23 protein-coding genes and 1 pseudogene are annotated in these 23,701 nt (G+C 67.2%); 18 read left to right on the forward strand and 6 right to left on the reverse strand.

The genetic code is table 11. The features are described 5' to 3' along the window. Positions 1 to 203, reverse strand: a pseudogene (locus tag ABZX86_RS11775) (hypothetical protein); the annotation flags it as partial. 127 nt (positions 204 to 330) lie between these two features. Here ABZX86_RS11775 and ABZX86_RS11780 point away from each other — a divergent pair. Further along, on the forward strand, positions 331 to 801 hold the full coding sequence (locus ABZX86_RS11780) for a hypothetical protein (protein WP_355122643.1): 471 nt from the start codon (positions 331 to 333) through the stop codon (positions 799 to 801). A 332-nt stretch (positions 802 to 1,133) separates the two neighbouring features. Here ABZX86_RS11780 and ABZX86_RS11785 read toward each other — a convergent pair whose 3' ends face one another. Then, positions 1,134 to 1,874 (reverse strand): VIT family protein, encoded by a 741-nt coding sequence (locus ABZX86_RS11785; protein ID WP_355122645.1) that lies wholly within the window; start codon positions 1,872 to 1,874, stop codon positions 1,134 to 1,136. A 107-nt stretch (positions 1,875 to 1,981) separates the two neighbouring features. Between ABZX86_RS11785 and ABZX86_RS11790 the strand changes: the two genes are divergently transcribed. Next, the gene (locus ABZX86_RS11790) at positions 1,982 to 3,070 is read left to right on the forward strand and encodes an ionic transporter y4hA (RefSeq protein WP_355122647.1); all 1,089 of its coding nucleotides are present in this window, start codon (positions 1,982 to 1,984) and stop codon (positions 3,068 to 3,070) included. A 4-nt stretch (positions 3,071 to 3,074) separates the two neighbouring features. On the opposite strand, the gene ABZX86_RS11795 is transcribed toward ABZX86_RS11790, so the two are convergent. Then, positions 3,075 to 3,290: a nuclear transport factor 2 family protein gene (locus ABZX86_RS11795; protein ID WP_355122649.1), complete on the reverse strand. Its 216-nt coding sequence runs from the start codon at positions 3,288 to 3,290 to the stop codon at positions 3,075 to 3,077. 431 nt (positions 3,291 to 3,721) lie between these two features. Here ABZX86_RS11795 and ABZX86_RS11800 point away from each other — a divergent pair, with 431 nt between their 5' ends. From ABZX86_RS11800 to ABZX86_RS11840, 9 genes are all read left to right on the forward strand, one after another. Then, a complete protein-coding gene (locus tag ABZX86_RS11800; RefSeq protein ID WP_355122651.1) occupies positions 3,722 to 4,570 on the forward strand; it encodes an ABC transporter permease in 849 nt (282 codons plus the stop codon). Further along, complete coding sequence (locus ABZX86_RS11805; protein WP_327146420.1) at positions 4,567 to 5,433, forward strand: ABC transporter permease; 867 nt, start codon at positions 4,567 to 4,569, stop codon at positions 5,431 to 5,433. The genes ABZX86_RS11800 and ABZX86_RS11805 overlap by 4 nt, the downstream gene beginning before the upstream one ends. Before the next feature lie 3 nt (positions 5,434 to 5,436). Next, positions 5,437 to 6,465, forward strand: coding sequence for an MlaD family protein (locus ABZX86_RS11810; protein WP_355122653.1), 1,029 nt, complete (start codon positions 5,437 to 5,439; stop codon positions 6,463 to 6,465). After that, the gene (locus ABZX86_RS11815; protein WP_355122655.1) at positions 6,462 to 7,460 is read left to right on the forward strand and encodes an MlaD family protein; all 999 of its coding nucleotides are present in this window, start codon (positions 6,462 to 6,464) and stop codon (positions 7,458 to 7,460) included. The genes ABZX86_RS11810 and ABZX86_RS11815 overlap by 4 nt, the downstream gene beginning before the upstream one ends. A 29-nt stretch (positions 7,461 to 7,489) precedes the next feature. Next, complete coding sequence (locus ABZX86_RS11820; RefSeq protein ID WP_355122657.1) at positions 7,490 to 8,476, forward strand: MlaD family protein; 987 nt, start codon at positions 7,490 to 7,492, stop codon at positions 8,474 to 8,476. Next, positions 8,476 to 9,558 (forward strand): MlaD family protein, encoded by a 1,083-nt coding sequence (locus ABZX86_RS11825; RefSeq protein ID WP_355122659.1) that lies wholly within the window; start codon positions 8,476 to 8,478, stop codon positions 9,556 to 9,558. The genes ABZX86_RS11820 and ABZX86_RS11825 overlap by 1 nt, the downstream gene beginning before the upstream one ends. A gap of 323 nt (positions 9,559 to 9,881) precedes the next feature. Continuing rightward, positions 9,882 to 11,027, forward strand: a complete 1,146-nt coding sequence (locus tag ABZX86_RS11830) for an MlaD family protein (RefSeq protein WP_355122661.1) — start codon at positions 9,882 to 9,884, stop codon at positions 11,025 to 11,027. Continuing rightward, on the forward strand, positions 11,024 to 11,980 hold the full coding sequence (locus ABZX86_RS11835; protein ID WP_355122663.1) for an MlaD family protein: 957 nt from the start codon (positions 11,024 to 11,026) through the stop codon (positions 11,978 to 11,980). Before ABZX86_RS11830 ends, ABZX86_RS11835 begins: the two co-directional genes overlap by 4 nt. A 19-nt stretch (positions 11,981 to 11,999) precedes the next feature. After that, positions 12,000 to 12,749 (forward strand): hypothetical protein, encoded by a 750-nt coding sequence (locus ABZX86_RS11840; protein WP_355122665.1) that lies wholly within the window; start codon positions 12,000 to 12,002, stop codon positions 12,747 to 12,749. 390 nt (positions 12,750 to 13,139) lie between these two features. Here the strand turns inward: ABZX86_RS11840 and ABZX86_RS11845 are convergent, their stop codons facing one another. Continuing rightward, positions 13,140 to 14,729: a GMC family oxidoreductase gene (locus tag ABZX86_RS11845; protein WP_355122667.1), complete on the reverse strand. Its 1,590-nt coding sequence runs from the start codon at positions 14,727 to 14,729 to the stop codon at positions 13,140 to 13,142. Positions 14,730 to 14,832: 103 nt separating this feature from the next. Further along, entirely contained in the window at positions 14,833 to 15,348 is a 516-nt protein-coding gene (locus ABZX86_RS11850; RefSeq protein ID WP_355123797.1) for a YdcF family protein, read from the reverse strand. A 199-nt stretch (positions 15,349 to 15,547) separates the two neighbouring features. On the opposite strand from ABZX86_RS11850, the gene ABZX86_RS11855 reads away from it, so the two are divergent. From ABZX86_RS11855 to ABZX86_RS11865, 3 genes are all read left to right on the forward strand, one after another. After that, positions 15,548 to 16,972, forward strand: coding sequence for a lipase family protein (locus tag ABZX86_RS11855; RefSeq protein ID WP_355122669.1), 1,425 nt, complete (start codon positions 15,548 to 15,550; stop codon positions 16,970 to 16,972). Positions 16,973 to 17,016: 44 nt separating this feature from the next. After that, the gene (locus ABZX86_RS11860; protein WP_355122671.1) at positions 17,017 to 17,883 is read left to right on the forward strand and encodes an LLM class F420-dependent oxidoreductase; all 867 of its coding nucleotides are present in this window, start codon (positions 17,017 to 17,019) and stop codon (positions 17,881 to 17,883) included. Positions 17,884 to 17,957: 74 nt separating this feature from the next. Continuing rightward, entirely contained in the window at positions 17,958 to 18,764 is an 807-nt protein-coding gene (locus tag ABZX86_RS11865; protein ID WP_355122673.1) for a ketosteroid isomerase family protein, read from the forward strand. 428 nt (positions 18,765 to 19,192) lie between these two features. On the opposite strand, the gene ABZX86_RS11870 is transcribed toward ABZX86_RS11865, so the two are convergent. After that, a complete protein-coding gene (locus tag ABZX86_RS11870; protein ID WP_355122675.1) occupies positions 19,193 to 20,209 on the reverse strand; it encodes an AraC family transcriptional regulator in 1,017 nt (338 codons plus the stop codon). A 70-nt stretch (positions 20,210 to 20,279) separates the two neighbouring features. Here ABZX86_RS11870 and ABZX86_RS11875 point away from each other — a divergent pair, with 70 nt between their 5' ends. From ABZX86_RS11875 to ABZX86_RS11890, 4 genes are all read left to right on the forward strand, one after another. Further along, a complete protein-coding gene (locus tag ABZX86_RS11875) occupies positions 20,280 to 21,776 on the forward strand; it encodes an NAD(P)/FAD-dependent oxidoreductase (RefSeq protein WP_355122677.1) in 1,497 nt (498 codons plus the stop codon). 90 nt (positions 21,777 to 21,866) lie between these two features. Next, positions 21,867 to 22,514, forward strand: a complete 648-nt coding sequence (locus ABZX86_RS11880; protein ID WP_355122679.1) for a hypothetical protein — start codon at positions 21,867 to 21,869, stop codon at positions 22,512 to 22,514. A gap of 124 nt (positions 22,515 to 22,638) precedes the next feature. Then, positions 22,639 to 23,166, forward strand: a complete 528-nt coding sequence (locus ABZX86_RS11885) for an Rv3235 family protein (RefSeq protein WP_355122681.1) — start codon at positions 22,639 to 22,641, stop codon at positions 23,164 to 23,166. Positions 23,167 to 23,300: 134 nt separating this feature from the next. Next, positions 23,301 to 23,645, forward strand: a complete 345-nt coding sequence (locus ABZX86_RS11890; protein ID WP_297614709.1) for an Lsr2 family protein — start codon at positions 23,301 to 23,303, stop codon at positions 23,643 to 23,645. The last annotated feature ends 56 nt before the right edge of the window (positions 23,646 to 23,701 follow it).

Below are 23,701 nucleotides of genomic sequence, written 5' to 3' on the forward strand. Positions count from 1 at the left end.
GCCGCGAGCAGCGCGCGGTGCTGCGCGACCGCGACATCATCACCGTCGGCATTGTCGACTTCGAGGTTCAGCAGGGCACTCTCGTGCGCCGGCGCAGGCGCCCGCGCCGGCCCCGCAGCAGCAGGCGCCGCAGGCTCCCGTCGCGCCGCCGGTCCAGATCGCCCCCGAGCCCGATCCGCCCGCGCCTGCCGCGCCGCCCCCACCGCCGCCCCCGCCGATCATTCCGGACATTCTGGCGCCGATCCTGCCCTTCCTGCTGCCACCGCCCCCGCCACCCCCGCCGCCGGCCCCGTAGCGGAGGCCACGGCCGGAATCCGAAGGAGGACAGCCATGCTCGGTAGCGCATACGAACCACAGGAGGCGCACGAAGGCGATATCAACCCGCGCGCACTCGCGGTGGTCGCGGTCGTATCGGGACTCATGACACTGGCCATCGGGGCCGGCATGCTGCTCACCGGCTCCGGCGACAGCACGACGGCGGAGGTGCAGCCGGTGCATCGCGCGCCCGTGCAGCACCATCCCCCCAAACCCCACCTGCCCACCGCACCGGCCGCGGCCGCGCCACCTGCCGCCGCGATCCCGCCCGCCGCCGCAGCGCCGCCCGCCGCCCCCGCAGAGGCCGTGCTCCCACCGGGAGCCCCGCATCCGGTCCAAGCCCCCGTCCTCGTGGCCCCAGAACTGTTCTCGCCGTACATGACTCGCGTCCCACCCCCACCCCCACCCGCACCACCCGTGGCAGCCGCCACCCCCGCAGCGGTCCCGCCACCCGCACCGGCCCCTCCGCCCCCGCCCGCACCCTGAGCGCCCCCTGCACCTGACCGCCACCTGTGCGCAGACCGCCACCTGCGCGTAGTTCGGAGTCCGCGCCCCGACCGGAGCTCGCGCCCCGACCGGAGCCTGCGCCGTGACCGGAGCCTGCGCCGTGCCCGGAGTCCGCTCTCCGACGGGAGCCTGTGCCCCGACCGGAGCCCGCGTCGTGATTGGAGCCTGCGCCCCGACCGGAGCCCGCGTCGTGATTGGAGCCTGCGCCCCGACCGGAGCCTGCGTCGTGATTGGAGCCTGCGCCCCGACCGGAGCCCGCGTCGTGACTGGAGCCCGCGCCTTGACCGGAGCCCGCGCCGTGACCGTGCGGGCTACAGCCCCGAAACGCCTGCGATCTGGCCGATTCCATACGTGACGGCCATGGCCAGCGCGCCACCGATCACCACTCGCAGCACAGCGCGCGCTGCATTGCCGCCGCCGAGTCGCGCGCTCACCGAGCCGGTGAGGGCCAGCGCGACCAGCACGGCGGCGAAGGTGACCGGGATGCGCCAGGAGGTCGGCGGTAGCAGAATCGCGAGCAGGGGCAGTAGCGCACCGACCGTGAAGGACACGGCGGAGGACAGCGCCGCATGCCAGGGGTTGGTGAGTTCGCCCGGGTCCAAACCCAATTCGACCTCGGCGTGCGCCTGGAACGCATCATGCGCGGTGAGCTCCTCCGCCACCTTGCGCGCGGTTTCCGCGGACAGGCCCTTGCCCTCATAGATCTGGGTGAGTTCGGCGAGCTCGTACTCCGGCTCCTCGGCCAGCTCCCGCCGCTCCTTGGCCAGTAGCGCCCTCTCGGAATCGCGCTGCGTACTCACCGACACGTATTCACCGACGGCCATGGAGATCGCCCCCGCGGTCAGCCCGGCAATACCGGCCGTGAGAATCGCGGACGATTCGGTCGTCGCCGCCGCGACACCCACCACCAGTCCGGCAGTCGACACGATCCCGTCATTGGCCCCCAGCACCCCGGCCCGCAACCAGTTCAGCCGCGACGCGAGCCCCTCGGCGTGCGGTTCGTGCGGATGCGGTTGCCCGTTCTCGGGGGCGGCGACGCTCGTATCGTCCACGGAAACCAGCCTAGGCCACGCTTTTCTGCCATAGGCCCGCCTCGCCCGGCGAGGTATGGCTCTCGTTTTGCGGCGTATGCGAACAATTTGCTGCAACGATGAGGGCCATGGTCCGTCTTGTCGCTCGCTACTGGTCTGTCGTCATACCGCTCGTCGCTGCCCTGGTGCTGGCTGTTTCCTGGGGTCGCGATCTGGGTCCGATAGTGGTGACGCTGGTATCGGTGGCGCTGGTCGGAGCGGTGCTGTCGGCGGTGCAGCATGCGGAGGTGGTGGCGCATCGGGTCGGCGAGCCTTTCGGATCGCTCATCCTCGCGGTCGCGGTGACCATTATCGAGGTCGGCCTGATCGTCACGCTCATGATCTCGAGCGGTGACAAGGCGGCCTCGCTCGCGCGGGACACCGTCTTCGCGGCGGTCATGATCACCTGCAATGGCATTCTCGGTCTTTCGCTGCTGGTAGCCGCGGCGCGCCGGCGGCTCGCGGTCTTCAATGCCGAGGGCACCGGCGGCGCGCTGGCCACGGTCGCGACGCTGGCCACGCTGAGTCTGGTGCTGCCGACCTTCACCACCAGTGAACCGGGCCCGGTCTTCTCGGGCGCGCAATTGATCTTCGCGGCGACCGCCTCGCTGGTGCTCTACGGCGTCTTCGTCATGGTGCAGACGGTCCGGCACCCGGGTGACTTCCTCCCCGTGGAGGGCGGCGGCGAATCGGCCGAGGACGAGCACGATGAGCTGCCCACCAAACGTCAGGCCCTGATCAGCCTCGGTCTGCTACTGGTGGCGCTCATCGGTGTGGTCGGCCTGGCCAAGCTGGTCTCGCCGTCCATCGAATCCGGTATCGCCGCAGCCGGATTGCCCGCCTCGGCGGTGGGTGTGGTGATCGCCCTGCTGGTGCTGCTGCCGGAAACCATTGCGGCCGTGCGGGCGGCGCGGCGTGAGCGGGTGCAGATCAGCCTGAATCTGGCGCTCGGTTCGGCCATGGCGAGCATCGGCCTGACGATTCCGGCGATCGCACTGGCTTCGATCTGGATCGAGGGCCCGCTCATGCTCGGGCTCGGGGCGACGCAGATGGTGCTGCTGGCGCTGACGGTGGTGGTCGGCGCGCTCACGGTGGTGCCCGGGCGCGCGACTCTGCTCCAGGGCTGTGTGCACCTGGTGTTGTTCTCGGCCTTCGTCTTTCTGGCGGTCAGTCCCTAGCTGGTCACGCGGTCCAGCGGTAGATCTGCCCGTCGCGGAGTTCGTAGCTGCCGGCGGGTTTGACGCCGTTGTGCCCGGAGAGCAGGGCCATGACCCGGGTGCGTCCACGCGTGGTGACGCCGTCCTCGGTCCAATGCACGTAGGGATGTACCAGTTTGGCAAACGCAGTCCAGTCGTCGGCCTCGACGGCGCGCAGGACTGCCGACACTGTGTTGTCCACGGGCACAGTGAACACTCCAGCCGACCGCAACACATCAGTACGGCGTAAAACCGCGCATCCCGGACCTTCAAAAACCGGACATTTCGTGTAGCTGCTAGTTCACTCGATTCGCGTTTCGGTATGGCCGGACCTCGCGCAGGCCGTGCGCCAGGGGTCCACCCGTGGCGTGTCGCACATCATATTGATAGCCGATCCGCTCTGATAACACGTTCTAGAACCGCAGGTCACATGCTAAATCATCCCGCTGAGCAGGTTGGGAACCGCATGTACCGATGGGTAACTTAGCGGCCTGGATCACACCTCGAACCGATTTGGTGTTACCCGGGGTAACCATTAGCTTTGAGGGCAGGCAGTGTTGCCGATCACGGAGAAGAAGATTTGAACCTCGTCACCCGGCGTCGGCTTCGGCGTCTCGTAGAAGTTGTCCCGCAATGACCCGGACCATCCCGCGTACCTCTGCTGTCCGCACCAATGTCCGCATCGTTCGCGACAATTTCTCCGGCACCGCGGTGGCCTCGCTGCGCACCTTCGGCCGCGCGGCCGGCATCGCCCAGGAATCGGTGGCCGGCATCTTCACCGGCATCGCCCGCGGCACCTTCCAGTGGAAGGAAGCCATCCTGCAGGCGTGGCGGCTGATCACGGTCACCGCGATTCCCGCGATCCTGATGGCCATCCCGTTCGGTGTCATCGTCTCGGTGCAGGTCGGCAATCTCATTCACACGCTCGGCGCGGATTCGCTGCTCGGCGCGACCGGTGGACTCGGCGTGATCAAACAGGGTGCGCCCCTGGCCACCGGCTTCCTGCTGGGCGGCGCGGGCGCGGCGGCGCTGGCCGCCGATCTCGGCGCACGCACCATCCGCGAGGAGATCGACGCGCTGAACACCATGGGCATCAGCCCGATTCACCGCCTGGTGATCCCGCGCATGGTGGCCATGCTGGTGGTGGCCCCGCTGCTGAATGTGCTCATCATCTTCGTGGGCGTGCTCGCGGGCTATATGGTCGCCATCGGCGGTCAGGGCGTCACGCCGGGCAGTTACTGGGCCACCTTCGGTTCCTTCACCACTACCGCCGATGTGTGGGTCTCGCTGCTCAAGGCCGTGATCTTCGGTTTCATCGTGGTGGTCATCGCCTGCCAGCGCGGTCTGGAGGCCAAGGGCGGTCCGCGCGGTGTGGCCGATGCCGTGAATGCCGCGGTGGTGCTGTCGGTGGTCTCGATCGTGATCGTGAACCTGATCGCCACCCAGATCACCGCCATGTTCCTGCCGACGAGGCTCGCCTGATGTCCGCGACGTACGTCCCGAAGGGGCTGGGCTGGGCCGCGCGCTTCTATCACCGCCGCGGCCTGCTGCTGCGCCGCGTCGAGGGCCTGGGTTTCGTGCTCGCCTTCGTCTGGCAGGTGCTCTCGTCGATTCCCTTGACGCTCAAGCGCTATCGCGACGAGACCATGCGCGCCATCACCGATATGACCTGGGGTCGCGGCTCCATCATCGTGGGCGGCGGGACCGTGCCGATGATGATCGTGCTCGGTCTGGTCATGGGCGCGTCCGTGGCCGTGGAGTCCTTCGAGACCCTGGACATGCTGGGCATGGGCCCGGTCACCGGTCTGGTCTCGGCGTACGCCACCACCCGTGAACTCGCGCCGATCGCCGCGGCCATCGGTTTCGCGGCGCAGGCGGGCTGCCGCATGACCGCCGAAATCGGTTCCATGCGCATCTCCGAGGAGATCGACGCGATCGAATCCCTCGGCCTGCGTTCGGTTCCCTTCGTGGTGACCACCCGTGTGCTGGCCGGCGTGGTCGCGATCGTGCCGACCTTCCTGATCGCGCTGATCATGTCGTACATGTCCTGCCGCGGACTGATCACGCTGGTGCACGGTTCGTCAGCGGGCGTGTACGACCACTACTTCTTCCAATTCGTCTCCGGTTTCGATGTGATCGCGGCGGTGATCAAGGTGGCCATCTTCGCGGTGGTCGTCATCCTGATCCACTGCTACTACGGCTTTTTCGCGACCGGCGGTCCCGAGGGTGTGGGTATCGCCTCGGGCAAGGCCGTGCGGGCCAGTTCGGTGGCGATCATCGCCCTGGACATGGTGCTGTCGCTCGGGCTGTGGGGCTTCAATTCGGCGATTACGTTCACGGGGTAGGGGATGCCGAACTACGGAATGCCGGGTGTCGCCGTGGACCGGAAGCGGTCCATGGCGGTGGGTGCGATCGCGCTGGCGCTGATCATTGCGGTGGCGGTCGGCTGGACGCTGTACTCGTCCGCGAAAACCGAAGACGGACTGCCGATTTCGCTGCGCACCGAGCAGATCGGCGACGGTGTGCTGGTCGGCACCGATGTGCGGGTGAACGGTGTTGTGGTCGGCAAGGTCACCGACATCACGCCCGATCAGCACGGTACGCAGCGCATCGGCCTGCGGCTGGATGATTCCCGGCTGTTCGGGATCGACGACAGCGTGCTGGTGGATTACGCGCCCGCGAACCTGTTCGGTATCAGCGAGATCGACCTGCGGCGCGGGCCCGGCGGTACGCCACTGCGCGCGGGCGCGGTCATCGATCTGACCGGACCCAAGGCCTCGGCGGTCTACGACGCCACCATGGGCTCGATTCTGCGCAGTGCCTCGCAGGTCGGCGGTTCGGTGCTGACACCGCAGATGGCCTCGGTCATCGCGCAGGCCGCGGCCGACACCGAGGCGTTCACACCGCTGGCGCAGGCGCTCATCACGGCCACGCGCACGGTCGCGGACAACCAGAAGATGCCGCTCTCGGAGCTGATGGGTCAGCTCGGCCCGGCCTTCGACGGCGGCGGTAAGTTCGCCGGCGCGACGGTGCAGGTCATCGACATGATCCGCAGTATTCAACGGCTGCAAGGAAATCGGGCCGACTACGACTCGAATCTGGCCTTGATCACCGGGAAACTGCTTCCGCAACTGGCGAATACGCTGGGCACGGCCGGAACTCAGCTCTCCGGCCTCACCGACATGCTGGCTCCACTGCTGAAGATGCTGGCGCAGATGGTGCCGCAGCCGCAGCAGTCCGCGGCCGAATTGCGCACGCTCATCGAGCGTTTGCGCAGTGCCATGCCGGATAACGGGCAGGGCCCGGTCCTCAATGCCGAGATCGATCTGCGCGGTGTGCCCGCCATTGCGGTGCCGCTGCTGGGAGGTGCGCGATGACCGTCAAGGGCGCAGCCTGGCGGCTGGCACTGTTCACCTCGGTGATCGCGGTGGTGCTGGTGCTGGTGATCTCCGCGATCGAGCGGCCGGTCTCCGGCAGTACCGAAACCCACGACGCCATGTTCACCGATGCCAACGGCCTCAAGGTCGGTGACGATCTGCGCATGTACGGCGTGCAGGTCGGCAAGATCAAGAAGATCTCCCTGGACGGCGCGCAGGCGCGAGTTCAGTTGTCGGTCAAGACCGATGCGCCGATCTACGACAACAGCAAGCTGGCTATTCGCTACCAGAATCTCACGGGGCAGCGGTATATCGATCTGCAGCAGCAGCCGCAGCCTGGTCAGCGGATCGCCTCGGGTGCGCGCATCGGCACCGATCACACGGTGCCCTCGTTCGATGTGACCAGCCTGTTCAATGGCCTGAAGCCGGTGCTGGCCACCGTTTCTCCGGAGGCCATCAATCAATTCAGCGCCAGCATGGTCGCTTTGATCGAGGGGGACGGCAGCGGTGTCGGCCCGGCCATGGACGCGATCGGGAAACTCGCGTCCTATGTGGACAATCGGCAGCAGGTGATCGGCACGCTCATCCGCAATATGTCGGATCTGGATGATCGGCTGAGCGGCCGGGTGCACTATCTGGTGCCGCTGCTGGCCCGGCTCAGCGATATTTTCGAGGCGCTGCAGTCGAATATCGGTGGCCTGGCGCAATTCGCCATGACCGCGCCGTCGGTGCTCGGGCCCATCGACAGCCTGATGCGCACGCTGGGCATCAATAGCGGCAGCGATGTGGATGCGCTGATCCGCAAGATCTTCCCGGATGCCAAGGAGGCGGTGGACGTCTTCGGCCGCCTGCCCGCCGTCCTTGCCGCCGCCGATGCCGCGCTGCCCGCCGATGCGAGTGGCTGGAAGCCGGTGTGCAGCAAGGGCACTGCGGATGTCCCGCCCGTGGTGCAGATGCTGATCTCGGGACAGCAGGTGTCGATATGCAAGGGATGAAGCTGCCCCGCTTCTTGAATAGACTCCGTTTGGTTCGCGACGATCGGGTCGTCGACGACGGCACGCGGAAGAAGCGCGAACTGCGCCTCGGCCTCATCGGCGCACTGCTGGTCGCCCTGGGCCTGCTGGCCGCCGGCGTGCTGTTCGTGGTGCCGTTCGGCAAGCACACGTACACCGCGGAACTGTCCGAGGCGCAATCGGTGAAAACCGGTGACGACGTGCGCATTGCGGGCATCTCCGTGGGCGAGGTGAAATCCCTGGAACTGAAGCCGGACCGCGTGGTCATGCGCTTCACGGTGAATTCCGATGTGTTCCTGGGTGATCAGACCTCCCTCGACATTCGCATGCTGACCATTGTCGGCGGCCACTATGTCGCGGTATTCCCGGCGGGCGATAAAGCGCTGGGCGACAAGGCGATTCCGGCCGATCGAGTGCGCCTGCCCTACAGCCTGGTCGAGACGTTCCAGGATGCGGCCGCGCCGCTGTCGAAGATCGACGGCAGCACGCTGAACCGCAATCTGGCCGCACTGGGCAATTCCCTCGACGGCGCACCGGACAGCCTGCGCACCACCCTGCAGACGGTGAACACCTATGTGGACGCCCTGGACCGGCAGCGCACCCAGGTCTCCAATGCCGTTGCGGTGGCGGACGAGTACGTGACCATGTACGACGGCGCGAAGACCGATCTGGGCCGGCTGATGGACAATGCCAATTTGCTGGTCACGGTGCTCGAGGACAAGCACACCGAAATGGCGCAGGCCATTCGGCTGCTCAGCGATGTGGTCGGACGGCTGGGCGGTGCGCAGCCGCAGTGGGATGCCTCGCTCGAGCCCAAGCTGCTCGACGCCATCACCCAGTTGGAGCAGCTCGGAACGAAATTCACGCCGACCCTGGACGCCGCGCACGGTCTGCAGCAGAAGCTGTCGTCCCTGGTGATACCGGACGGCGGCGTGAGCATCGACCAGTCCCAGCAGACGGTGCCGGTCTGCGTGCCGCTGCCCGGAAAGGACTGCTGATGTTCAGGCGCATGCTCGGCTCGCAGGCGTTCATGTCGGTCGCCGGCGCGGTGGTGGTCGTGGCGCTGGCGGTGGTCGGCTACTTCCTCTACTTCGATCCGATGAAGAAGACCGAATCCTATTGCGCGGTCATGCCGGATTCGGTCGGCCTGTACGTCGGCAACAAGGTGACCATGCGGGGTATCCCGGTGGGCACGGTGACCTCCGTCGATTCCGACGGCGCCAAGGTGAAGGTCGGCTTCTCCGTCGATGCGAAGTATCCGGTGTACGCCGATGCCGCCGCCACCACGGTCGCCGATTCGATTGTGGCGGACCGGAATCTGGCGGTGCTGTCGGACGGTAAGCATCCGGCGCACTGGGATTCGTCGCAATGCATCACCAAAACCCTGACGCCCAAGAGCATTACCGAGACCCTGACCGCGCTCGCGGACCTGTCCTCGCAGCTGCAGCAGGCGCAGGCTCCGGATGCCCTGGCGCACGGTCTGTCCGCGCTGGATTCCGCGACCACCGGTGCGGGCCCGCAGATCAATGAGATCGTGAAGAAGCTCGGCACGGCGCTGGCCGCGCCCGATGCCGATATCGGCCATCTCGCGGGCATTTTCGATGCCTTCGCCTCGGTGGGCGAGAAGGTGGAACAGCATTGGGGCGATCTGCGCTCCATGCTGCTGCGCCTGGGTCCCGCCCTGGAGAACGGCAGCAATGAATTGCTGGGCCCCGGTGCGGAATTGATCGATCGCCTCGGCCAGGCGCTGCCCATGCTCAATGATCTGGTCACCATTGCCGGCGATCCGATCATGAAGGCCCTGGACGACACCCTGCCGCTGGTGCGCCTGCTGCGCGCGAATGTCGGCTCGCTGTCGGAGATCATGCTCAAGCTCCCGGTCCTGACCAATGCCGCCCAATCCGTCCTGGGCTCCGGCATCACCTACGGCTCCCCGCGCGCCGCGGTTCCCATGCCCCAGGCCGATCAGGTGTGTGCCGCGCTGAATGCCACCGCACCGGGCAAATGCACCACCTCCGCCGACGGCATGATCAACGTCCCCCTCGTTCCCCTGGTGCTCGGAATGGCAGGTGCGCGATGAGAATCGGACACTGGGAAATCACGCTGGACACGGCCGGTCGCCGCGCCGCGCCGCGCACCGTAACGGTTTGCCGTCAGGTAGCGACACACCTCCCGCAAGCAGGGGATGCGCTCGCCGTAGACGCTGCCGGGCATGCGGAGCCTGCGATGAGGGCAGGTTCCGCACGGCGGGCGGCAACCCCCGGGCGTGCAGGTTCCGTGCCGCGGGCAGGCGGCCGGAGCCGCACCACCGCCTCGGCCGCCCGCCATTCGGACACGAGCACCCTCCGTAGTCCCGCCGCAGGCACTCCCCGTCCCGGCGCGAACACTCTTCCCCGTCCCGGCGTGAACACTCTTCGTCGTCCCGGCGTGTTTGTGGCCGGGATCTCCACCAGCCGAGTCGATTCCGGCCACAAGCGCGCCGGAATGACGGGCCGAGGCTTCCGGCAGGCGCTCGGCTCCGTGTTGCTCGCCGCGGGTCTCGTGGCCGGGGTCGGCGGCTGTGCGATCGATCCGTCCTCCGTGCCGATTCCCGGCACCACGGTGTCCGGCGCGACCTATCGCATTCACATCGAATTCGGCAATGTGCTGAACCTGCCCGCGCGCGCCAAGGTCATTGCCAATGGTGCGCAGGTGGGCTCGGTCGCCGGTGTGCGCGTGGTGGATTCGCTGCATGCCCCCGCCGGTCACGGCGGCTACGTGGTGGTCGACGCCGATATCTCGACCAAGGTGCAGCTGCCCGCCACCACCATTGCCGAACTGCGCCAGAACACCGTGCTCGGCGATATCCACCTGGCGCTGACCACTCCGACGGACGGCTTCGGGACGCTGCTGCGCGACGGCGGCACCATTCCGCAGGAGCGCACGCATCCGCCGGTGCAGCTGGAGGACACCATGGCCGCGCTGGCCGCCTTCACCCAGGGTGGGGCGGTGAATCAGTTGCAGGACATCATCAATCGCTTCAATGCGGTGCTGCCTGCCGATCCGAACGAGACCAAGCGGATCGCGCGGAATGCCGAGGGCAATGCCGTCGATCTGGCCGCCAATCTGGACCAGGTGGATTCGCTGCTCAACGGTCTGGGCACCAATGCGCAGGTGCTGCACGATCGCGCGGATTTCCTGGATCACCAGCTGAGTCAGGAGTCGGTGGATGCCATGACCGGGATTACCAACTCCATTCGCGGTGTGACCCAGATCTTCGCGGCGCTCGGCCAGCTGGGCCCGTCGCTCACCTGGCTGACCCCGGTGGTCACCTCGGCCGATGCGGCGGCGAAAGCCTTTGTCCCGCTGGCCCTCTCGAGCGCACCGCTGGATCTGTCGGTGCCCTCGAACCTGTCGATGCTGGTCGATCTGCTGCGGGACAAGCTGATTCCGTTCGTGGAGCACGGTCCGAAGGTGAATATCACCGGCGTCACGACGGATTCGGTCTCCCGTGACGATCAGGTGAGCGGGATTCTGTCGACCCTGCGCATGATCGGAGCGGTGCGATGAAGACCGGATCGCTGGTCTCGCTCGGCGGTATCGCCGCCGTCACGCTGGTGAGCGCGAGCTATCTGACCTTCGGTGTGGTGCGGGCGGATCCGTTCGCCGAGTACACCCACGCCTCCATGGTGCTGGCCAATTCCGGTGGGCTGAGCGTCGGTTCGCCGATCCTGCTGACCGGTATGAAGATCGGCAAGATCACCTCGGTGGACAGCACCGTCGGCGGTGTCGAGGTGGGCTTCCGCATCGACGCCGACCGCAAGGTCTCCACCGACAGTGTGATCAGCATCGAGCAGCTCTCGGCGCTCGGCGAACCGTATGTGGAGATCCGGCCCAAGACCGGCGCCGCCCCCTACCTGAAGGAGGGGCAGCGGCTCGATACGTCCACGGTCAAATCGCCGCTTTCCATTCCGGCGGTGTCGCGCCTGGTCAATCAGGTCATGAACCAGCTCGATCCGACTGTCGCGGCCTCGCTGGCGAGCACCCTGGGAACCGCGTTCCACGACACCGACTCGGCCATGCCGTCGTTGACCCGTGCCGGTGATCTGCTGGCGGCGGCAATCTCCAGCCGCGAGCCCAAGATTGCCCAGCTACTGAACAGTTTCCAAGCCGCGGCCTCGAATATGGACGGCATCGGTGCGGCCACCGCCGCTGCTGCCCCGGCGTTCTTGCAGTTCGAGCAGTCGCTGAGCGACCTGGTCGAGGCGGTCGGTAGACTCGTCGACAGAGCCCCCGGACCGCAGGCATATGTCAGCGGCAATGGTCTGGCACCCTTCCTGGCGAAGCTGACCGACTGGTTACAGCAGGCCGGACCCGAACTGAAAACCCTCGCGCCCCAGCTGCAGCCGCTCGCGGATGCCGCACGCACCACCGGGCCCCAAATAGATATCAGCAGCCTGATCTCGCAGGCCCTCGCCAGCACCGGCGACGGCGCCGTGCGCGTGCAGGTCAACGTCAAGTAATACGAAGAAGGAGAAGCGGATGTCCGAGGACACCCAGCCGAAGCGGGCAGTCGACGCGGAGGACTCCGCCGTCTCCGCGCCCGAGACGACCACCGCACCTGCCGTCGCGGCCACCGAAGCCGCGGCTACCGGGACGACGACCCCCGAGGCCGAGCCCACCGGAACGTCCCCCACCGGGACCGCAGTTCCCGTGGCAGCGACTCCCGCGGCCGAGACCACGAAGGCCGCCGCCCCCGCCGCCCCGGCGAAGACGGTGTCGCTCAAGCTCTCCACCCTCGGCCTGGCCGCAGCGGCCGTCGTACTCATCGGCGCACTCATCACGGTGAGCACCCTGTGGCTCTCGGCCCGCGGCGATCTGAGCGACCGCGATGCCAAGGCCGCCGCCGAGCAGCACGCCGAGCAGGTCGCCACCGACTACTCCGTCGGCGCCTCCAATATCAACTTCAGCGACCTGAATTCCTGGACCGGCCGCCTCAAGGCCAATACCACTCCGGCCCTGGGCAATAAGTTCGACGCCACCGCCCCGAAGCTGCAGGAGATCCTGGTCCCCCTGAAGTGGACCTCGAGCGCGACCCCGGTCGCCGCGAAGGTCGTCGGCCGCGACAACGGCCTCTACCAGGTGGACGTCTTCCTGAACGTCACCTCCACCAACGCCCAGAACCCCGACGGCGCCCAGACCACGGTCACCTACAACGTGACGGTCGACCCCAACAACGGCTGGAAGGTCTCCGACGTCGGCGGCACCGCCCTCGCCCTCCCCAAGCAGTAGCGCCCCGTAGCGCCACCACCCGGCCCAAAGCCGCAGCACCCTGTCCTCGGCGGCAGCCCTGCCCTCGGGTGGTGGCATCGGAGCCCTGTCCTCGGTGGCAGCCCCTGGCCTCGGGTGGTGGCATCGGAGCCCTGTCCTCGGTGGCAGCCCCTGGCCTCGCGTGGTGGCATCGGAACCCTGTCCTCGGCGGTAGCTCCTGGCCTCGGGTGGTGGCATCGGAGCCCTGTCGTCGGTGGCAGCTCCTGGCCTCGGGTGGTGGCATCGGAACCCTGTCCTCGGCGGCAGTACCCTGGTCATCCCGGCGTGCTTTTGGCCGGGATCTCGCACAGCGCAGTGGATTCCGGCCAAAAGCGCGCCGGAATGACGGGGGGTGTCTCCCCGCATGGGCGCTCAGCGGCGGAGCAGGTCTGCGAGGCGCACGGCCAGCGCCACGATCGTCAGTGTCGGGTTGGCGTGACCGTTGGTGGGGAAGACCGAGCTGCCCGCGATGTAGAGGTTGCCGATCCCGTGTACGCGGCAGTCGGCATCTACCACGCCGGTGCGGGGATCGGCGGACATGCGTGTGGCTCCGCTCGGATGCGCCCAGTCGGTGAGTTGTGCTGGGAGACAGCTGTTCTCCCGGGCCCACTCGTCGAGGATCGGTGGTGCGAAGCCGAGGCGGGTGAACTCCGCGGCGACCAGTGCGGCCGCCCGGCGGACGGTGCTGTCCTCCTGGTCGTGCACCTTCCAGTCGATTCGCGGCAGCGGCGTTCCGAGCCGATCCACCTTGTCGCCGAGCGTGATTCGGCTGTCGGGGTGTGGCGCCTGCTCCACCATGCAGCGCAGCTCCACGTGTTCGAGCTTGTGCGGTAGTCCGGTATGGTCGATGAGGCGGCGTTTCGCGCCGGCGAGCATGAGCCCGGGATTGCTCGCGACCGTGCGGGCATCGTGCAGATTCACCTGCCCGCGCAGCAGTTTCTTCACCGATTCCCAGGGATCGTCCTCGGCGGGCACCTCCTGAATCCACAGGCCGCAGTTGAGAAGTCCCTCCGCGGACTGGATATCGGGGGACAGTGCCATGCCGTGCAGGAAGGTGTGTTTCCCGGTCCGCGTTCGGACGACGTATTTGCCGAAGCGGTCGCGCGCCGCCGCGGAGGTATGCGGATCGAGCGCGCCGATCACGCCGCAGCGGTGATCGAGCAGATACCGGCCGACCACATCGTGCCGATTGCCGAGGCCGCCCGGCACTGTTCGATCGGAGGCGAGCAGTAGTCGTGCATTCTCGATTCCACCGGTCGCCAGCACAATTCGTGCGGCGCGCAGGGTGCGCATTTTCCCGTCCGCGTCGGCGAGCCGTAAAGCCAGCACCTGGGTGCCGCCGGGATCGGTATCGATATGGGCGACGGTCGCGCGCAACACGATTCGCACATTCTCGGCCGCGATATTCGGCAGCTGCGCGCCGAATCGCATGCTGTCGAAGGGATCTCCCGGGTCCCGGCTGATCTGCCAGAAGTAGGGCCGCAGTCGCCTGCGGTCCAGATCCTGTGGCGGGGGAGTGCGATCGGCGAGTTGTTCCCAGAATCGATCGCCGGTGAAACCGGTCCCGTATCCGAGCCCGAGGTGCGCGGCCGCGCGGTCGAGATATGGTGCCAGTTCGGTGAATTCGAACGGCCAGCCGGAGTGCGCCACCCACGGCCGCGCCGCGAAATCCAGTGCGTCCAGCGGCGCGCACCGTCCGCTCCAGGTGTGCGAACTGCCGCCGAGAACTCGGTTGCGCGCGTTGCGATATGGCTCGGCCCGGACCGCACCGATATTCTCCAGATCATTGAGTTCATCGGTTTCCGGCGCGGTTTCCGGTCCGCCGCTCTCCACCAGCAGCACCCGTAGCGCGCTGCCCGCCAGCTCGGCCGCTATTGTCGCCCCCGCCGGCCCCGATCCGATGACGGCGATATCCGCCGCGAGATCGGTGTCCCGCACGGCCCGTGGATCGTCGATACGCACCGGAATTCCTCCCGCACCCGCATCCACCCCCGGCGACAGACGCGTTCTCCCAAGCCGCGCTCATCGTAACCGTTCAATTGTCGGTACGCGGAGCAACTTTCACTCAGCAACCGCGCTGCAGAAATGCCCGCACATATCCTGCGGACTGCCGCACATACATCCACGCCCAGAAGGTCACGCCCGAATCGCTGGGGCTCGCCACCATGGTTATCTCCCCGGAAAAGCAGCGCTCCACGATGTACCGCGCCCGCGATACATGCGGCGTGTAGGTCACCACAATGATGTGCTTCCAGCCTTGCGCCTGCGCCCGCCGCCGAATCTCTCTGGCCTCACCCTGCGTGGTCCAGGGATCGGGCACAAAACACGACACCGTGAAGGTGTAATGACCATTGCAGTAGCGATCCATCTGGCGGTCGTTCACCCCGGTTGACCGCGATATCAGCAATTCCGGCGCGAGTCCCTGTTTCGCCAATGCCACGCCCATATCGAAGCGGGCATAGGCCGTACCGCCCAGCACCACGATCGCGTCGGCTGGGCGCAATGGATCTACCTGCGGATGTATGTAGACCGGCACTCCGGCGAACCCGATTCCGACCAGCAGTGCCAGCGCCGTGAGCACTGCGGCGGCGAGTCGTCGGTAGCTGGGCACGCATTCGACGATACGCGTTGCGCCAGAGTGTATTTCGAGGTCGCGTGTCCAGCTCGCCGGGGTGTCGAACGACATAACGCCGGGTGGATTGCGATCCAGGTCACTTTCGTGCGATAGTTCACGAATCTTGTGAGACGAAGCGGTCTCACATTGACCGGAGGGCAGTCGTGTGAACCAGGGGAAGACGGCGCGGCGCATTGTCGTGGCAAAGGCGGGAATTGCGGTGGCAAAGGCGGGAATTGCCGTGGCACTGGCGGGAATTCTCACCTCGGCGATGGTGGTGGCGACCGGCTCGGCCGGCGCGGATCCGGTGGCGGTATCACCCGCCGCGCCGATTCCGCTTCCGCCCGAACTGGATCCGGGCTTCTACCATCCGGCCCCGGACCTGGTGGCGGGCAAGGCCCCGGGCGAGATCATCGCGGCCCGGCAGATCAATGCCTCGAATTTCGGTGTGATTCCCCTCAATGTGGACGCCTGGCAGCTCTCCTACCGCTCGAACGACAGCCGCGACCAGCCCATCGCGGCGGTCGCGACCGTGCTGAAGCCGCGCGGCGCGGCCCCGGACAAACTGGTGTCGATGCAGATCGCCGAGGATTCGCTCGCCGGATACTGCGCACCGTCCTACTCCCTGCAGCAGTGGTCGCTCGGCGCGGTCGGCGGTCAGATCGTGGTGCCCGCCGAATTCGTCATCTCACAGGGCGCGCTGCAGCAGGGCTGGGGTGTGGTGATCCCGGATCACCAGGGCCCCGACGAGGCCTACGCGGCCGGACCGCTGGCCGGTCGTATCACCCTGGACGGCATTCGCGCGGCCCGCGATTTCGAGCCCATGCAGCTGGCCCCGGATGTCCGCGTCGGTATGTACGGCTACTCGGGCGGCGCCATCGCGACCGGTCACGCGGCCGAGTTGAAGCGGACCTACGCCCCCGAACTGAATATCGTCGGCGCGGCCGAGGGCGGTGTGCCCGCCGATCTGGGCATGACGCTGAATGTGGCCAACGGCCAGGCCACCTCGGGCCTGATCTTCGCCGCCGTCCTCGGATTGACCCGCGAGTACCCCGATTTCGCCGATTTCGTGAACGGCCATCTCGATCCGCTGGGCCAGACCCTGTCCGCGGTGAAGAACAACCTCTGCGTGCAGTACACCTCGGCGCTGCTGCCGTTCCTGAATCTGAAGGGCATGCTGCACACCGCCGGTGACCCCATGCGGGAACCCGCGGTGGCCGATGTGCTGGACAAGACCCGCATGGGCAAGTCGGTGCCCGCCATGCCCATGTACATCTGGCAGGCCAATCCGGACGAGATCATTCCGGTCGCTCAGGTCAATACTCTGGTGGACACCTACTGCCAGGATCCGTCGGCCTCGGTGAAGTACACCCGCGAGCATTTCGGCGAGCATGTCGCGACCGAGATCTCCGGCGGCGGTCTGGCCATGCTGTGGCTGAAGGACCGGCTGGACGGCATCGCGGCGCCCGCGGGTTGCTCCATCTCCGACGCCGGCTGGCTGGCACTGGACCCGGACGGCCGGGCCATGCTGGCCTCCACCTTCGGCGAGACCTTCGCATCATTCTTCGGAAAACCGGTGGGCGCCAAGTAGTTCGGTTGGCCCCTTCACCGGGGCCGATCCGGCAGAATACAGCCATGGAACTCGGCCTGCACTACTGGAACTTCACCACGCCCGCCGCGCCGGAGCTGATCGCGCCGACGCTCACGCGGACCGCGCAGCTCGCCGAACAGGCGGGCTTCGCGGAGTTCACGGTCATGGATCACTACTTCCAGATGGAGGCCCGCGCCGGCGCGGACGAGCCGATGCTCGAGGGCTATACGGCGCTGGGCTATCTGGCTGCGGTGACCGAGCGAATGCGCCTGGGGCTCTTGGTCACCGGTGTCATGTACCGGCATCCGGGACTGCTGGCCAAGATCGTCACCACCCTGGATGCGCTCTCCGGTGGCCGGGCCCAGCTGGGCATCGGCGCCTCCTGGTACGAGCGTGAGCAGCGGGGCCTGGGCGTTCCGGTGGTGCCGGTGGCCGAGCGCTTCGAACGGCTCGAGGAGACCCTGCAGATCTGCCTGCAGATGTGGGGTCCGGATAACGGCCCCTACAAGGGTGAGCACTACCAGCTGGCCGAAACGCTGTGTGTGCCCGCACCGTTGAGCAGGCCCCGGCCGCCGATCCTCATCGGTGGCGGCGGCGAGCGCAAGACGCTGCTGCTGGTGGCCCGCTATGCCGACGCCTGCAATCTGTTCGCCGTGAGTGTCGAGGATGTGGCCCGCAAGCTCGATATTCTGCGCGCACACTGTGAGGCCGAAGGCCGTGACTACGACGCCATCCGGAAGACCGCCTGCTATGTCGCCCCCGTAGTGGAGGCGCCGGATCAGTTCGTCCGCGATCTCGAGCAGTATGCAGCGCTGGGCATCACGCTGATCAATCTCATGCCCAACGGCGACCCGGTCGCCTACACCGAAAAGGTCGCCGAACAGCTGGTCTCCCGGGTGCGGGACCTGTAGTCGGATCCGTTCCCGAGACGGCAAACCGGGGCGGCCGGTATCATCGCGCGCGCTGCTCATCATTTGGAGGACACGTGCCCGCAACTCCCACTGCCGCCGAACTACTGGCGACCGTCGAAGCCTCTCCGCAGGCGGTAGGGGCGCACGATCGCGCTGCCTGGGTCGGCCTGTTCGCCGATGACGGCAGTGTGGAGGATCCGGTCGGATCGCGGCCGCATATCGGCAAGGCCGCGATCGAACGGTTCTACGACACCTTCATCGGCCCCAACGGCATTGCCTTCGATATCGCCAATGACGTGGTGTGCGGTATGACGGTCTTCCGGGATCTGACCATTGCCACCACCATGTCGACGGGCGTCACCCTGCACGTGCCCATGCATCTGCGCTACGACCTGGCCGATATCGACGGCGTGCTGAAAATCCGTGCGCTGCGGGCGCATTGGGAACTGCCCGGCATGATCGGCCAGCTCCTGGGTTCGGGCGTGCAGGGTCTGCTGGCCGGCGCGAAGCTGGGGCCGCAGTTGATCGCCAATCAGGGCATCGGCGGTGCGCTCGCCTTCATGAAGGGCATGCGCAGTGTCGGCGCGCCGGGTAAGCAGGCGGCGGGTCTGCTGCTCGATGCGGTGGGCCGCGGTGAGACCGCCGGCGCCCAGCGGGTGCTGGCCCCGGTGCCCCGCCTGGCCTGGGCGGGCGATGATCGAATGTCGCTGGCGGACTTCACGGTTCGCGCGAAGGGGTTGCGCTGGAGCAAGGCCATCGCGGCGGGGCGCACGGTGACCGTCTCGGTGGAGACCCGCGACGGCCGCGGCATCGCAGAACTCGATTTCACCGATCGCGGCGCACGCATCGAAGCCGTGCGGGTCTGCGTGCCCGCACGCTGAATCGCACTGAACCACACTGCGGCAGCGCGTGATTCGGCTGGCACGGCGCCACGTTCGGCCGGCGCCGTGCCGAATCAGGTTGCCGCGGTGCTAGTCCAGCAGTCCGGCGATCTCGGCCACCGGGCTGTTGCGGCTGAAATTACTGCCACCGGCGGCGCCGACGACTTTGCCGTGCACAGCGATCATCCACTGTCCGCACACGCATCGTAGGTACTGCACCGACCGGTGGGAGGACACGGGGGCGGGGGAGGGCCAAGCGCAGGAAGGGCATTCGGCTATCACCACCTCATCCTGCGCGGATGTGCTGCGGCGTGCTCGGACCGACACGCGTAAACCCGCAAACTAATTGCGACAATTGCCTGGTTCACTTTGCGTGATTCGCCAATGGATACAGGCGAACTCGCCTCGGCCGGTGCCGGGAGATCGCTTCAGTTCGGCGTGGACCGCGCGCGGCGGACGGCCGTCGGCGTTGTGCCCCACCAGCGCTGACAGCATCGCGTGAAAGTGGACTGTTCGGACAATCCGACCAGTGACGCCACCTGGCTCATCGGCATATCCGTGGTGGTGAGATAGCGCCTCGCCTCACCTCGCCTCACCTCGTCCAGCAGCGTCGCGAATGTGGTCCCCTCGGCCGTCAGCCGCCGCTGCAGGGTGCGCGGATGAACGGTGAGCAGCCGTGCGACAGCGCCGATTTCGGGCGCCGCGGTGCCCAGAAGTTTCTGCAGCGTGATGCGCACCTGCGGGGTGATCGCCATGGACGCGTCCCCGGACTGCTGTGCGAGGAAGGCCATGGCGAGCCGATGCAGGTTCTCGTCACCCCCGGAGAGCGGGCGGCCCGCCAGGCTGCTCGGCACCCGCAGCAGTGCGGCCGGTCGCTCGATTCGCACTGGGGCGCCGAAGAATTCCTCGTAGACGTGAATGGGCGCCGCCGGCCGATAGGGCAGCTCCACCGACCGCAATCCGTACCGGTCCTCGACCAGTCGCTGAATAGTGCGGTGTACGAACGCCAATCCCACATCGGTGCCCTGCACCGGCGTCGGCAGTCCGGCCATGGTCACGCCGTACCGCAGTGCGATGACGCTGCGATCCCCGTACGGGTCCGGCTCCATGGTCAGGCTCAGCGATCGCGCGTGCACGAACAGGTACCGCGAGGTGCACTCCAGGACATCGGCGAGCGTGGGCGAGTTCCGGATGGCCAGGGTGAGCGGTCCGAGCATGTCCAGGTCCTGTCGCCGCGACATGCGCAGTCCGAGATCGGGGCAGTTCAGCTGCTGCGCCGCGAGCTCCATGGCCGCGGCCACCGCATGGTCCGGAATGAGCAGATCGTCGGTGTCCAGCGCCTCGACGGGCAGTCCGCAGGCGGTGGCGAACTCCTCGGCATTGCCGCCGAGCTCACCCACCGTCAGGCGGAATCCGCGCAGTCCCGCGGATCTGATGACCGACATGTCGTACAGAATCAAATACTTGTCGCGCAAAGTCAAGAAAGGGCCGCCCCGCGCACACAGACTGGAGATCATGAGCGACGCGACTTCCGTCACAGCCGAGCACCTCGACGTAGTCATCGTCGGCGCCGGACTCTCCGGCATCGGCGCGGCCTACCGATTGCAGGCCGAACATCCCGGCCGCAGCTACGCCATTCTCGAATCGCGCGCGGCGCTCGGCGGTACCTGGGACCTGTTCCGCTATCCGGGCGTGCGCTCGGATTCGGACATGTTCACCCTCGGCTACCCGTTCAAGCCGTGGCGGGACGCCAAGTCCATTGCCGACGGGCCGTCCATCCTGCGCTATATCGAGGACACGGCGAAAGAGAACGGTATCGACCGCCACATTCGCTTCGACACCAAAGTCACTGCGGCACAATGGGACAGCGCCGCCTCGCACTGGACCCTGACGCTGGCGGTCCGCACCGCCGACGGGCTCGAGGAGCGCACGCTCACCTGTGGATTCCTGTACTCGTGTGCCGGTTACTACAACTACGAGCACGGCCACGAACCCGTCTTCCCCGGTATCGAGGACTTCGCCGGACAGGTCGTGCATCCCCAATTCTGGCCGGAGAACCTGGATTACGCCGGGAAGAAGGTGGTGGTCATCGGCAGCGGCGCGACCGCCGTCACGCTGGTGCCCGCCATGGCCGGGGAGGCCGCGCAGGTGACCATGCTGCAGCGCAGCCCCACCTGGATCTCCGCCGTGCCCGGCCGGGACAAGATCGCGGACCGGCTGCGCGAACTGCTGCCGCCGGAGCTGGCGCACCGCGTCATCCGCACCAAGAACATTCTGTTCAATCTCGGCTTCTACCAGTACTGCCGGCGCCGCCCCGAATCCGCGCGCAAGATGCTGACCGGGCTCACCACGCGAATCCTGAAGGACGAGAGCCTGGTTGCCGAGCACTTCACGCCGACCTACAACCCGTGGGATCAGCGGCTGTGCGCGGTGCCGGACGCCGACTTCTTCAAGGCCATGCGCAAGGGCAAGGCCGAGGTGGTCACCGATCATATCGATACCTTTGTGCCGGAAGGTATTCGGCTGAAGTCGGGCCGGGTGCTGGAGGCCGATATCGTCATCACGGCCACCGGACTGCAGCTGCTGGCCTTCGGTGGCATCGGCCTCAGCGTGGACGGCGCGCCCGTCGATCTGTCCGAGCAGTTCGTCTGGCAGGGCACCATGATGACCGGCGTCCCCAACTTCGCGGTGTGCATCGGTTACACCAATGCCTCCTGGACGCTGCGCGCCGACCTCACCTCGCGGCTGGTCTGCAAAGTTCTGGCATACATGGATCGCGAAGGCTATTCGGCCGTGGTGCCGCAGCCCGAGCGCGTACTCGGCGAGCGCCCGCTGCTGGATCTGGCGTCCGGATACGTGCAGCGCTCGATCGCCGAATTCCCCCGTCAGGGCGACCGGCATCCGTGGCAGGTGCGGCAGAACTACCTGCTGGACTCGGCCACCACCATGCGCACCGATCTGCGCAAGACCCTGCGACCCGTGGTCGCGGACAAGACTCCCGCGCGGGTGTGAGCCGCGACCGAGGGCGGCAAATCCCTCGGCCCGGCGCGCGGGTGGGGTGAGGTCCGGGCGCCGGTGCGCGGGGTGGATAGCATCGGAGCCATGAGCTCCAAGCGTGCGGTGGCGGCAGCAGCGGCGGTGGCGGTACTCGGACCGGTGGCCTGGCTGGTCCCGGTGACCGCGTCCGCGGCGCCGCCCGCCGCGGTCGATCTCTGGACGGTCCCGACCGCGCCCGCCGACACCGCGACGCTGATCGTCGCCTACAGCTTCGGCAATCGCCTTCCGGCGGGCGCGGATTCGACACGCACCATCGGTGAACCCGGACCGGTCAACGAGGCGCTGGCCGCCGCCGTGGTGGCCGCGCGCGGCGATCGCGGCATTCCGGTCTACGCGCAGACCGAGATCGCCGAAGTCCTGAAGTCTCGCTACGGCATGACCGATGTGGTCGCCATCGATCCGGACCGGGCCGCCGACGGAACGCTCGTGTACCTCTCCACCGACGGGGTGGCCGCCAAGGTCGCGCAGCTGCGCGGTACGGCCGTAGCGACCGATATGGCGGCCGTGGTGGCCTTCCAGGATCATCTGTGGCGCGCCACCCGCACTACGGCCGAGCGGGGTTTCGACGCCTTCGCGCCGGCCGGGGTCGCCATGCCGGATCAGTACGATCCGCAGTCCGGTCAGCTCTGGACCACCAGCCCGATCCTGTATCTGCCCACCGATTTCGCGGGCCGGCTGGCGCTGCTGAAATAGCCGCGGACGCCCGACACTCCGGGACCGGGTGCGCGAGCTTCGATTTCGGGTTCACCGCAGCTCACACCCCTGCCAGGCTGGTACTGCTGCCGATCGGCAGCGTGCCGCGGCGAGGGGAGCGCAGATGGTTTTCGAGGGTGGATTCGTGCGGCCCGCACCGCAGTTGGAGCCGTCCCCGCTGCGCCCACCGCCGGGGCCGTCTCCGCTGCGCCAACAGCCCTGTCGCAATCGCGCCTTCCGGAATGCGACGTCGCGGCGGTCCGGAACCGTTGCCCTACAACGGGTATTGCGAGCTTCGCACGCTGCGAAATCCGACGTCTGTGACGAATCCGACGTGGTAGCCCGGCAATTCGCGGCTGCGGCGCTGCGGGTGGCGCTGGAGGTGCTCGACGGCCGTCGTTCTCCGCTTCAACTGCGCCCGCTCGCCGAGTCCGGAGTTATCGCCGCATTGCGCACGGTGGCCGATCGTGGTCAGGTTCCGGGGCGCGGTCTCGGGGCCGCGACCCTCACCAGGGTCGATGTGATCATGGCCGGGTCGCGGGCGGCGGAAGTCTGTGCGGGATACGACCGTGGAACTCGGCATTTCGCGCTCGCCGCCCGCATTGTCCGCGGTCGTTCCGGGTGGCGCTTGACCGCATTCCGGGTGTTCTGAACACCTTCCGGTCACCGCGGTAATAGCAGAATAGTCTGAGCTCACGGAATTCGATTCGCGCCTGGTTTGAAACCTCCCTCCCGCGGCATTAGCATTTCGGCGAATAGCGGCACCTCTACGTGGAAGGGCAGTCCATGGCGAAGAAAGTCACCGTAACTCTGGTTGACGACTACGACGGCGAATCGAAGGCCGACGAGACAGTCTTTTTCTCGATCGACGGTTCGGATTACGAGATCGATCTGTCGATCAAGAACGCCGGCAAGCTGCGGGAGTCTCTCGAGCCGTGGGCCGAGAAGGCCCGCAAGGTGGGTCGGTCCAAGCAGCGCAAGGTGGGGGCTGTCACCGGCCGCACCCGCCCCGCGGTGGATCGTGAAGAGAGCACCGCGATCCGGGAATGGGCACGGGCCCAAGGGCACCAGGTCTCCTCGCGCGGCCGTATCCCGGCCGAGATCGTCGAGGCGTACCAGCGGGCGAAGTAAATACGGGCGATGAGTCCCGCCCGTAGGGAAATTCGGGAGGAGCCGGTGACCATGGT

The sequence above is a fragment of the Nocardia sp. NPDC006630 genome (assembly GCF_040611495.1).
Lineage (GTDB): Bacteria > Actinomycetota > Actinomycetes > Mycobacteriales > Mycobacteriaceae > Nocardia.